12 protein-coding genes and 1 riboswitch are annotated in these 11,384 nt (G+C 60.0%); of the genes, 2 read left to right on the top strand and 10 right to left on the bottom strand.

Going from position 1 to position 11,384, the window contains the following annotated elements; translation table 11 throughout:
- Positions 1–340: 340 nt before the first annotated feature.
- Positions 341–556: a hypothetical protein gene (locus ACYVGC_RS23600; RefSeq protein WP_460586306.1), complete on the top strand. Its 216-nt coding sequence runs from the start codon at positions 341–343 to the stop codon at positions 554–556.
- Here ACYVGC_RS23600 and queG read toward each other — a convergent pair.
- The 10 genes from queG to ACYVGC_RS23550 all read right to left on the bottom strand — a co-directional run bounded on the left by queG (position 539) and on the right by ACYVGC_RS23550 (position 10,794).
- Entirely contained in the window at positions 539–1,495 is a 957-nt protein-coding gene (gene queG / locus ACYVGC_RS23595) for an epoxyqueuosine reductase (protein ID WP_460586305.1), read from the bottom strand. The genes ACYVGC_RS23600 and queG overlap by 18 nt on opposite strands.
- 150 nt (positions 1,496–1,645) lie before the next feature.
- Positions 1,646–2,698: a Holliday junction branch migration DNA helicase RuvB gene (gene ruvB, locus ACYVGC_RS23590; RefSeq protein ID WP_460586304.1), complete on the bottom strand. Its 1,053-nt coding sequence runs from the start codon at positions 2,696–2,698 to the stop codon at positions 1,646–1,648.
- A 106-nt stretch (positions 2,699–2,804) separates the two neighbouring features.
- Entirely contained in the window at positions 2,805–3,143 is a 339-nt protein-coding gene (locus ACYVGC_RS23585) for an HIRAN domain-containing protein (protein WP_460586303.1), read from the bottom strand.
- A gap of 103 nt (positions 3,144–3,246) precedes the next feature.
- Positions 3,247–3,582, bottom strand: a complete 336-nt coding sequence (locus ACYVGC_RS23580) for a hypothetical protein (RefSeq protein WP_460586302.1) — start codon at positions 3,580–3,582, stop codon at positions 3,247–3,249.
- Positions 3,583–3,665: 83 nt separating this feature from the next.
- A complete protein-coding gene (locus tag ACYVGC_RS23575) occupies positions 3,666–4,277 on the bottom strand; it encodes an acyl carrier protein (RefSeq protein ID WP_460586301.1) in 612 nt (203 codons plus the stop codon).
- A 42-nt stretch (positions 4,278–4,319) separates the two neighbouring features.
- The gene (locus ACYVGC_RS23570; RefSeq protein ID WP_460586300.1) at positions 4,320–5,555 is read right to left on the bottom strand and encodes an acyl-CoA dehydrogenase family protein; all 1,236 of its coding nucleotides are present in this window, start codon (positions 5,553–5,555) and stop codon (positions 4,320–4,322) included.
- Positions 5,556–5,677: 122 nt separating this feature from the next.
- The gene (locus ACYVGC_RS23565) at positions 5,678–6,490 is read right to left on the bottom strand and encodes a P-loop NTPase family protein (protein WP_460586299.1); all 813 of its coding nucleotides are present in this window, start codon (positions 6,488–6,490) and stop codon (positions 5,678–5,680) included.
- Positions 6,491–6,501: 11 nt separating this feature from the next.
- Positions 6,502–7,179, bottom strand: a complete 678-nt coding sequence (modB, locus tag ACYVGC_RS23560) for a molybdate ABC transporter permease subunit (protein WP_460586298.1) — start codon at positions 7,177–7,179, stop codon at positions 6,502–6,504.
- A gap of 184 nt (positions 7,180–7,363) precedes the next feature.
- The gene (gene modA / locus ACYVGC_RS23555) at positions 7,364–8,131 is read right to left on the bottom strand and encodes a molybdate ABC transporter substrate-binding protein (protein ID WP_460586297.1); all 768 of its coding nucleotides are present in this window, start codon (positions 8,129–8,131) and stop codon (positions 7,364–7,366) included.
- A gap of 173 nt (positions 8,132–8,304) precedes the next feature.
- Positions 8,305–10,794, bottom strand: coding sequence for a TonB-dependent receptor (locus ACYVGC_RS23550; RefSeq protein WP_460586296.1), 2,490 nt, complete (start codon positions 10,792–10,794; stop codon positions 8,305–8,307).
- A gap of 58 nt (positions 10,795–10,852) precedes the next feature.
- Positions 10,853–10,958: riboswitch (TPP riboswitch) on the bottom strand.
- A 163-nt stretch (positions 10,959–11,121) separates the two neighbouring features.
- On the opposite strand from ACYVGC_RS23550, the gene ACYVGC_RS23545 reads away from it, so the two are divergent.
- The gene (locus ACYVGC_RS23545) at positions 11,122–11,352 is read left to right on the top strand and encodes a hypothetical protein (RefSeq protein ID WP_460586295.1); all 231 of its coding nucleotides are present in this window, start codon (positions 11,122–11,124) and stop codon (positions 11,350–11,352) included.
- Positions 11,353–11,384: the final 32 nt, after the last annotated feature.

Below are 11,384 nucleotides of genomic sequence, written 5' to 3'. Positions count from 1 at the left end.
AGGCCTGGACGTAGGCACGGTGGCCAAAATCGCCAACCTCTTCTCCGTGAGCGGCACCTACTTCAACTAGTTCAACCTAGTTGTTGCAGATTTTTCAGAAAGGCGACCTTTAGGGGTCGCCTTTTTTTATGTGCCACTAGCTCAGCAACAGCGACAACCAGCCGGCACGCAATCCGCACGGATATAGCTAATCAGCTAAGAGCCGGGAAATCAGATTATTCCCGATATTTGTGCGTACTAGCCACGTTAAAAGCGCGTTAAAAAGTAGCCCAGGCTGCTTTTTTCACGTAAAGGTTGGCCGTCGTCTTAGTTGTTTTCTATCCTCTCCCTCCCACCCGCTATGTTAGACTACGCGAAAATGATACTGCTGAAAGTAAGTTTCAGCAAAGCGCTCTTCGAGAAGGAGTTACGCAAGGCTCTGCACCAGATTTTGCCCGACGACCTGGCCGACTTCAAAACCTGGTGCTACCTAAAGTTTGCGCGGCTTTATCGCCGCGTGCTCAAGCGTGTTTTTATTCAGTACAGCGCCCTGCCTCGCCTAGCTGCCGGTAGCTAGCTGGCTTTGCCCGGTCACAAACCGGATATTGCGCTTCAGCCCCTCGTAACCCGTGCGCTTGAGAGGCGACTGCTTGAACAGCGCCTGAAAAACTTCATGCGTAATCTCTTGCCAGTCGCTCACCGATAGCTTACTCAATTCCGCATCAGGCTGAAACTGAGGCTCTTGCGTGGGTTTGGAAAACCGATTCCATGGGCACACATCCTGGCAGATGTCGCAACCAAATACCCAGTTGCCGAACTGCCCCGCCACGCTTTGGGGTATCAACTGGTCCTTCAGTTCAATGGTGAAGTAGCTGATGCATTTGCTGCCATCCACCACGTAGGGCTCCGTAATGGCCTGGGTGGGGCAAGCGTCGAGGCATTTGGTACAGGTGCCGCAGTAGTCCCGAATGGCCCCATCGTAGGCCAGCTCCACGTCCACAATCAGTTCGGCGATGAAGTAGAACGAGCCCGACTTGGGCGAGATGAGGTTGGAGTTTTTGCCGATCCAGCCCAGGCCGCTTTTCTTGGCCCAGGCCTTGTCCATTACCGGGGCCGAATCGACGAAGCAGCGCCCGCCCACCTCGCCGATGTTGGCCTGCATATCGGCCAGCAGCGTCTTGAGCTTGTCTTTGATAACAAAGTGATAGTCACGCCCATAGGCATACTTGCTTATTTTCAGCGTGTCGTCGGGCTGCTGCTGTTCGGCGGGCGGGTAGTAGTTGAGCAGCAGGGAGATAACCGACTTGGCCCCATCCACGAGCAGACGTGGGTCTAGTCGCTTGTCGAAGTGGTTTTCCATCCAGGCCATTTGGCCGTGCATGCCTTTTTTCAGCCAGTTTTCGAGGCGCGGGGCCTCCTCTTCCAAAAACTCAGCCTTGGAGATACCACAGGCCATGAAGCCCAGCTCGGCGGCGCGGCGCTTGATGTAGGGCGTCCATTCGGCGTGCAGCAACATAGTTTTTGAAGTAATTGAACCACGAAGAAACGAAGAACGCGCCGCTGTGGGCGGCGCGTTCCGTTAGGGAAGGTAGCGTGAACTCTGTGAGTCCGCGCGTAGTAGCATCAGACGTTCCCACGCGCGGACTCACAGAGTCCACGCTACAAACTACGCCGTAATCTCACCGAACAGGTCACCGTTGTTACCCCGTAAGTGGTTGGGCAGCAGGCGGCCCAGGTGCTGGTACGCGGCCTCAGTAGCCTCGCGGCCCCGCGCCGTGCGCTTGATATAGCCTTCCTGAATCAGGAAGGGCTCGTACACTTCCTCAATGGTTTCGCCCTCCTCGCCGCAAGCCGTGGCGATGGTGCTGATGCCCACCGGGCCACCCTTGAACTTGTCGATGATGGTGGTGAGAATGCGCTTGTCCATGTCATCGAGGCCGCGGGCATCCACATCGAGCGCGTTTAGGGCAAACTGCGCGATTTCAACCGTGATGGTGCCGTTGCCCTTGATTTGGGCAAAGTCGCGGGTACGGCGCAGCAGGTTATTGGCGATGCGGGGCGTGCCCCGCGAGCGGCGGGCTATCTCGTAGGCCGCATCCTCATGAATGGGCGTTTGCAGAATCTCGGCCGAGCGCAACACAATGGTGGTCAATAGCTTGGAATCATAATATTCCAACCGGGCCGAGATGCCGAAGCGCGCGCGCAGCGGGGCCGTGAGCATGCCCGAGCGCGTGGTAGCCCCGATGAGCGTGAAGGGCGACAGCGAAATCTGCACCGAGCGGGCGTTGGGGCCCGAGTCGAGCATGATGTCGATGCGGTAGTCCTCCATCGCCGAGTAGAGGTACTCTTCCACCACGGGGTTGAGGCGGTGAATCTCATCGATGAAGAGTACGTCGTGCGGCTCCAGGTTGGTGAGCAGGCCGGCGAGGTCGCTGGGCTTGTCGAGCACCGGGCCGCTGGTCATTTTAATACCTGCGGCCAGCTCGTTGGCAATGATGTGCGAGAGCGTGGTTTTGCCTAGGCCGGGGGGGCCGTGCAGCAGCACATGGTCGAGGGCATCGCCGCGCTGCTTGGCGGCGGCCACGAACACCTTGAGGTTTTCGAGAATTTTTTCCTGGCCCGTAAAGTCGTCGAAACTCAGCGGGCGCAGGGCCTTGTCGATGTCCTTGTCGGTGGCATCGAAGTTTTCGTTGCCGCCAGTAAGATAGGCTTCGCGCATGGTAAATAGGTGGTCGGTTGATGAGTAAAAACTGGCCGTTGGCAACGGACTATTAGCTAACCATTTTAGTTAGCAAAAAGCTCCCGCTACGTACGCAAAGGCAGCTTTACTCGCGGGGTAGCAGCACCTCTATTTCGAGGTGCAGCCAGTCATCTTCCCAGGCTTTGTGGGCTAGGCGGGCGGTGAGAGGGTAGCCAGCGTCGAGCAGGCGGGCCACGGTTTCGTTGCGGGTTTCGGGCAGGTAGCCGAGCCAGTAGTTGGCTTTGTCATCGGCAGCGCCCGAGTGCACTTTCACGGCCCAGTCGTCGTACTTGCTGTCGGCTTCGCGCTCAAGGCGCAGGGCCTGGCCAACTTTAAGCTTTTTTTCCTGGGCAGGAAGTTCAGGGCGGTGGGAAGTGCCGGCAACGAGGCATTCCAGCAAAACGAGGGGCGTGGCGGGCTTCATGCGGGCAAATTACGCCCCAGCGCGGGAAAGGGCCGGAAACCCAGCGCTAAAAAAGCCTATCGCACTGAACACGATAGGCTTTTAGTCAATTGCTTTGGGGCGGTTAGTCTTTTAAATCGCCGCCATCCACGTTGTGCTGGTCGAGGCGGTCGGGGGCTTTGTTGCTATTTTGCTCGGTGTCGTGGCCACGCTTGCTGGCGCCCTGGCCGCTGCTGCCGATGTGGGCCGCCACGCCATCGCTGGTGCCATCTTCGGCCTGCACGTTGGGGTCAAAATCACTATCGCCCGAGCGGGTGCGCAGGCGGTGAGCCAGGTCGGGGTCGGGGTCACCCTGGCGCATGTCATCGCCCTGCTCGCGGTACTCGGCGTTGTCATGCTCGCGGCGCTCGGCGCGGCGGCTTTCGGCGTTTTCGTGGTGGTTTTCAGGTTCAGTAGCCATGAGTGGAAAAGGAAAGGGTATAGCTAACTTGTACGTAGCTAAAACTCATCCGTTAAAGCCGAGCTTACTCTTCTACTTGATTGTCAGTCTATTCCCAAATCAGATGTGAATCGACTGTTACTCTTTATCTCGCTCATGTCCAGTCCACTTGAATTGCTTGTTATGCCCATAACGGCCTGCAATACTTCATAGTAGCTTTGCCAAGGCTTCGGCAATAGAGCTTCGTAATTACGGGCCAGCGTCCAGTCAATTAAATCTGCGAAGCTGTATGAATTTGGCTCGGGTGGCTCGACAGACGTTACCCAATTAAACAATTGATTAAGCCAGCCGCGTGCCCGAGGTGGGCGTAACCAGTCAATTTCTGGTAGCTGCCAGCTCGTTTGGCTGACTAGCAGTTGGGCGTAATGCGCCCAGGCTTCGCCGTTGGGTAATAGGTCAGCTAGTTGAGTGGTGGCAACTGGCATCAACGGGCCAAAAAGCAGTTTCAACTGTTGCGCGACAGCTGCGCGCCTAGCAGAATCATGCGCCAGGCTAATGCCTAAAAATTGACTGACCCAACTAGCCACGTCGCTTGGCGTGGCTAATTGTTCAGCTACCGAATCAGGCACGTCTACCTCAAAATACTTTTCGAAGCGCACCAACAACTCTACCGAATCAAGCCCCATAACCAAACTGGCTAAAGCAACAGCGGCCACTCCTAAGTAGAAGTAGCCACTGTTTTCAAACAAAGTATTTTTTTACTTAAACGCCTGAATACCCGTAATATCCGCACCCGTAATGAGCAGGTGGATATCGTGCGTACCCTCGTAGGTGACCACCGATTCCAGGTTCATCATGTGGCGCATGATGGGGTACTCGCCCGTGATGCCCATGCCGCCGTGAATCTGGCGGGCTTCGCGGGCTACGTGCAGGGCCATCTCGACCGAGTTGCGCTTGGCCATCGAAATTTGGGCGCTGGTGGCTTTGCCTTCATTCTTCAAAACCCCTAAGCGCCAGACGAGCAGCTGGGCCTTGGTGATTTCGGTAATCATTTCGGCTAGCTTTTTTTGCTGGAGCTGGAAGCCGCCGATGGGTTGGCCAAACTGCTCGCGCTGCAACGAGTACTTCAGGGCCGACTCGTAGCAGTCGATGGCCGCGCCGATGGCACCCCAGGCAATGCCGAAGCGGGCCGAGTCGAGGCAGCTGAGCGGGCCTTTCAGGCCGTCAATATTAGGCAGAATGTTCTCCTTGGGAATCAATACGTTATCAAACACCAGCTCGCCGGTGGTGCTGGCGCGCAGGCTCCATTTGTTGTGAATTTCGGGGGTGGTGAAGCCGGCCATGCCGCGCTCGACGAGCACGCCTTTGATACGGCCCTGCTCGTTTTTGGCCCAGACAACGGCCACCTGGCACTCAGGCGAGTTGGATATCCAAAGCTTCGCGCCGTTGAGCACGAAGTGGTCGCCCTCCTGGTGGATATTGGTGGTCATGCCGCCGGGGTTCGAGCCATGGTCGGGCTCGGTGAGGCCGAAGCAGCCCAGCCACTCGCCGCTGGCCAGCTTGGGCAAATACTTCTGGCGCTGCACCTCGGAGCCGTAGGCGTAGATGGGGAACATCACCAGCGAGCCCTGCACCGAGGCCGTGGAGCGCATGCCCGAGTCGCCGCGCTCAATCTCCTGCATTATCAGGCCGTAGCTGATGTAGTCGAGGCCGCCGCCGCCGTACTCCTGCGGAATGGTGGGCCCGAACGCGCCCACGTCGCCAAACTTGCGCACGATTTCGGAGGGGAAATGCGCGTCCTGCGCCCACTTCTCGATGCTGGGCGAAATCTCCTTTTTAACAAAGTCGCGGATGCTCTGCCGAATGAGGATGTGCTCCTCGGTGAGCAGGCCGTCGAGGTCAAAATAATCGGTGAACCCGTTGGCGTTGGTGCTGCCTTTTTGAGCAGTGTGGGCTTTGGATTCGGGGCTGAGAACGTCGGCAATGGAGGACATGGGCGGGGTGGGCTAGGGTTTTAGCAAATGTAGCGTGGCTGCGTGTAGCGTGGACTTTGCAAGTCCGCGCGTGGTGTCGTTATTCAACGTTCCCACGTGCGGACTCACAGAGTCCACGCTACCTATTGGTAAACAACCGTCAGGGCGATTTCCTCCCTTACCGTGGCCGTACCGCTCACCTCCACGGTGGCCCCGCCGGGCAATTGCACCAGCAGCCGGCCGGCCGCCAGCACGGCCAGCACGCGGCCGGCCACCGTAGCGGGCGCGGCCGGGGCCACGGGCGGCCCCAGGCGGCGCACCTCACCCAGCTCCAGCTCCAGCACGCGGTCGGCGAGGCGGGCTATTTCGGCGGGGTCGTGGCTGATGAGGATGGTGGTGAGGCTGAACTGCTTATGCAAATTTGCCAGCACTTGCTGGAGGCGCAGGCGGGTGGGTAGGTCGAGGGCCGAGAGGGGCTCGTCGAGCAGTAGCAGGCGCGGGCGGGCGGCCAGGGCGCGGGCCAGCGCCACCCGCTGCTGCTGCCCGCCCGAGAGTACGGCCGGCCGGCGCTGGGCCAACTCATTCAGCTCCAATTCTTCTAATAATTTATCAATCAATACCTTATCTTCGGCGCGGCCGGCGGTGGCGAAAGCCAGGTTTTCGCGCACCGTCATGTTGGGAAACAGCGCGTAGTCCTGAAACACGAAGCCCAGGGGGCGCTGCTGGGGGGGCAGCCATTGGCGGGGCTGCTGGCGGTACCAGGGCTGGCCATCGGCGGTGAGGAAGCCCCCGTCGGGCCAGTCGAGGCCGGCGAGCAGGCGCAGCAGCGTGGTTTTGCCCGCGCCCGAGGGGCCGCTGATGGCCAGCAGTTCGCCGGGGGCCAGGGTGAGGCGCACGTCGAGGGTGCGCGGGCCGGCGGCGGTGTGCAGGGCTTTGAGGAGGTGAAAATCTAACACAGATTTCGTAGTTACGACAGGCGCGCCGCGTCGCGCTTGGTGAACCAGTACAAACCCACCAAGATAACAAATGCCACTATTAATAAGGTGATAGCGTACACGTTGGCCTGGTCGTAGTGCAGGCTCTGCACTTCGTCGTAGATGGCGATGGAGGCCACGCGGGTGCGACCGGGCAGGCTGCCGCCAATCATCAGCACCACCCCAAACTCGCCCAGCGTGTGGGCAAACGTGAGCACAACGCCGTTGAGCAGGGCGGGCTTCATATTGGGCAGCAGCACGCGCCATAGCGTGGTGCCGCGCGACTTGCCCAGCGTATAAGCCGCCTCGCTGAGCGAGCGCGGCAGCTGTCGAAACCCCGCCTGCAACGGCTGCACCATAAACGGTAGGCTATACACCAGCGACCCCACCAGAATACCAGGAAACGTGAAGTTAAGGCTAAGCCCCAGCTGGTTAATCAGAAACCGGCCCAGCGCGGTGCTGTCGCTGAAGGCCAGTAGCAGGTAAAACCCAATCACGGTGGGCGGCAGCACCAGCGGCAAACTCACCACGGCCTCGGCCAGCGGGCGCAAGCGGCTACGCGACCGCGCCAGCGCGTAGGCCAGCGGCAAGCCCAGCAGCAGCAGCAGCGCCGTGGTGCAAGCGGCCAGGGCTAGGGTAAGACGTAAGGTTTGCCAGTAATCGGAGGGCATTAAGCAAGTATTTTATTATCAACGCATTGATTGTCATTGCGAGCGCAACGCAGTGGAGCGCGGCAATCTTTCCTTCACGCTGGGGTACTAACCTAATGAAGCAAACAACCAGGAAAGATTGCCGCGCTCCACTGCGTTGCGCTCGCAATAACAGGCGTTTTTAAGTGTCAAAATGCCAAAGCTTTCACAAGCCAAACCCATACTTTTTTAATGCCTGCCGCGCCACCGGGCTAGCCATGAACGTGGCGAAAGCGGCGGCGCTAGCATTGCCTTTGGCCTGCTTGAGCACTACAAAGCTTTGCTGCAATGGCGAGTGCGCGGTAACCGGAATGAGGTAAAACTTGCCGGCCCGGCGTAGCTCGGGGCTAAGGGCCAGCGAGTAGGCGAGCAGGCCAGCGTCGGCCGCGCCGGTGGCGGCGTATTGGGCGGCCTGGCCGATGTTTTCGCCCATCACCAGCTTGGGTTTCACCTGGTCGTAGAGCTTATAGCGGCGCAGCACTTCTTCGGCAAGGCGGCCGTAGGGCGCGTGGGCGGGGTTGGCAATGGCAAGGTGCTTCACCTGCGGGTCGAGCAACGTATTCAGGCATTTTGCGCTGGGGTTCAGCTTCTTACTCCACAGCACGAGGCGGCCCAGGGCGTAGGGCTGCGGCGTGCCGGCTGTGAGACCCGCCTGCTGCAAGCGGCGCGGGTAGTCGCTATCGGCCGAGAAAAACATGTCGAACGGCGCGCCGTGACTCAGCTGCTCGTAGAACTTGCCCGACGAGCCGTACACGACCGTGACGCGGCCCTGCGGGTGCTGGCGATTAAAAATCGTGACCAGTGAATCGAGCACGTATTTCAAGTCGGCGGCGGCGGCAATGGTGATGGGCGCGGTGCTGGCACTGCTGGCCTGGGCGGTGGCGGGCCGCCAGCTGCTCAGCAGCAGGAGTAAAAGAAGAAATAATCGAAGCATGGGAGAGCCGCCAAAGGCCAGCGCGTTAGGTACGCGAATATACAACCCTGACCAGCGCAAGGTTTTGGGCACAAGAAAGCCTGAGCCGTCAGACCCAGGCTTTACTTATGCACTTTACGCACTGTATATTTTCCGCGGAGATTCGCGGGAAATGCAGCTTGGCAACACCCCCACTAAAACCGCAAATTCACCGAGGCCAGGAAATTACGGGTGGCCTGGGGGTAGTACCAGTTGAATGTTTCCTGGTTGCCGCTGGCGCCCACGTAGCCGTAGGTGTAACCATTGGCCGCGTACTCGCGGTTGAGCACGTTGCTAACCAGTAAAGCCAGTTCGATTTCCTTCATAAACGATGGGTGCAGCGCGTAGCGTAGCCGGAAATCGAGCACTTGGTACGGCTGGATACTCCGGCCTTCGTTGGTCGAGTTGTCGAGGTACTGGCGGCTCACCGTTTTGTAGAGCAGCGCCAGGCGCAGGCCTTTCAGCGGCTGGCCCTCCAGGGTGTGCGCCGTGATGGCCGAGGGCGAGTAGGAGATGGTGGTGGTGCGGCCTTCGGCGGCCACCACGGGCGCGTAATTCGCATCGTAGGTTACATCGTAGTAGTCCAGGATGCGGTTGCGGCTGAGCGTGACGGTGCTGCTGAGGCTGATTTTATCATTGGCCGAGATGAAGCCGGTGAGCTCCACGCCGCGGCGGTAGCTGCGGGCCACGTTGGTGCGCAGGGCGGTGCCTACGTCGTTGAGCTGGCCGGTGGCTACCAGCTGGTTGCGGTAGGTCATGTCGAAGTAATTGGCCTCGACACGCACGGCGGTGCGCGGGCCCAGCAGGATGAGGTCGGCGCGGGTGAAGCGGTAGCCGGCCTCAAAATCGAGCAGACGCTCGGCCTGGGCGGGGGCGTAGCCGACCTGGCGGTCGGTGAAGTCGGCGCGCACGGGCTCGCGCTGGCCCACGGCGAAGCTGGCGTAGAGCTGCTGGCCGTGGCCGAGGGCCGCCGTGGCGCCGGCTTTGGGGTTGAAGAAGGTGTAGTTGGCGCGAGTGGCTACGTCGTTTTGGCTATCCTCCACGCCGTCAATACGATAGAGGATACGGCGCACCTGCATGTCGCCGTACAAACCCAGCCAGGGCAGCGCCTGGTAGGTGGCGCGGGCGTAGGCGTTGAAGTCGGTTTTGCGGGCCGTGTTGAAGTAGTAGCGCTGGCCGGGGAAGCTGGTGCTGGCGTATTGGGCCCAGATTATCTCGCCGTAGTGGTCGTTGTCGAAGCGGTTCCAGCCGCCGCCCAGCGTGGCCTGGAACTTGTCGTTGTCCTTGGGCTGGTAATTGAGCGCGAAGGTGCCGCCGTAGAAGTAGTTATCAAGCCACTTGCGGTCGATGAGGTTGGTGCGGGTGAGGGTATCGCCGCCCAGCACCACGTCGGGCAAGTTATAATCGGCAAATTTGCGGTTGGCGCGGTAGCTTTCGTAGTAGCCAAAGCCACGCGTGAGATGCAGCGCCGCGCCCAGGTTCCAGCTGCTGCCCAGGCCCTGCGAGAGGTGCAACTGGTAGTGGTTTTGCTGGTAGTTGTCGGTCTGGTTGTCGTAGGTGTAGTAGCTGTAGCGGCGGCCTTCGGCTAGCACCCGCGCCGCATCGGCGGCACTCAGCTCGCCGTTGTCGAGGTAGGTCTGAAGCTGGGCTTGGTTGCCGGTGAGGGCCGGCTCGGGCACGCCGTTCCAGGCCTGGTAGGTTTTTTCGCGGCCCGAGAAGGTGATGAACTTAATCAGCGTATTCTTCTGCTGGTAGCCCGCGGCGAAGTAATACGACTTTAAATCGGAGGCCGCCCGGTTCATGTAGCCATCGCTGCTGATGCGCGAGAGCCGGCCATCCACGGTGAAGTACTTGCCTACCAGCCCGGTACCAAACGACACGTTATTTTTCCAGGTGTTGAAGGAGCCGTAGCTGTTCTGGGTTTCGGCGTAGGCCTCGCGGCGGTTGTCGAGGGTCGAGATGTTGAGGCTGGCCCCGAAGGCCGCGCTCCCGTTCTGGCTGGTGCCCACGCCGCGCTGCACCTGAATGCTGTTGATGGAGGACGCTAAATCGGGTAGATTCACCAGGAAAGAGCCGTGCGATTCTGGGTCGTTCAAGGGCACGCCATTGATGGTGGTGTTAATGCCCGTGCTGCTCGTGCCTCGAATACGGATATCGGTGTAGCCCACGCCCGCCCCGGCATCGGACGTCACAACTACCGAGGGCGTTTGGTCAAGTAGATAAGGCAGGTCCTGGCCGAAGTTGCGCTTGTTGAGGTCCTGCTTGCTGAGGTTGGTGTACACCGTGGCGGTACGGTCGCTGGCCCGCGTAGCCGTAATGAGCGCCTCGCCCGTGAGCACGCCCCCCGGCCGAAGCCTGGCAACAATTTGCTGCTCAGTTACTTGTCCTTGCACTTGCCGCACCAGTGGCTCGTAGCCCAAAAACGTGATGCGCAGCTCATGGCTGCCCGCCCCCACTGCCGATAGATTAAAAGTGCCCGCGGCGCTGGTGACCCCAATGGCCGCGCCATCGAGCAAAATGGTGGCGCCAGGCAGCGCCGTGCCCGTTTGGGCATCGGTAATTGTGCCGGCCACGGGGCCTTGGGCCCACGCCGAAGCGGCGGCCAGCGCCAGCAGCGCCGTACCCGCAATACGTACAGTTTTCAAAAAATAACGACGAAAAAAACCACGCGCCCGCCCGCCAGGGGTCGGCGCGCAGGCAAAAACGTTCGCGGATTGTTTGTTCCCTGCGCCGGCATTACCCGGTTCAGGTTCAATGGGTGTCATCTCAGCCGGCCGGGTTTCCCTGGCCAGCACCCCTAAACATGACGCAAAGATACGGCCTGCCCCGCCCCGCCCGCCGGGCAAGGTTGGTTTACTAGCTAGTAGTTATCTTAGCAGATGCGGCAACCAGCAACGCAGACTTGATTTCTTGCGTTGGGGAGGGGCAGCACCCGCTCGTTATTTCGCGTACTCGCTATCGGCTTTCTTGTTATGCACCAGCTCCTTTGCGCCGTTTTCCTGCTGGCTTTGTTCACCTTTTTCCTGGTGCTGCCTAGGCGCCGCCGGGTGCCGCCGCCCCCGCCGCCCTCCTCGGGCGGCGACGATGGTGGCGGCGAGCCCCACGACCCCGGCCTGCCCGATATCGACCTGCCGCCCGGCATCTCGCGCCCCATCAACGACTGGGAGCCCGACTACAACCGCCGCCGCCCGGTGGAGGTGTGAGCAACCAAGGTTTCAGCCGTTCATTCTGGCTG

This window comes from Hymenobacter arcticus (genome assembly GCF_054779975.1).
Note: the sequence above shows the minus strand (reverse complement) of the source record. Positions and strands in the feature narration are given on the sequence as shown.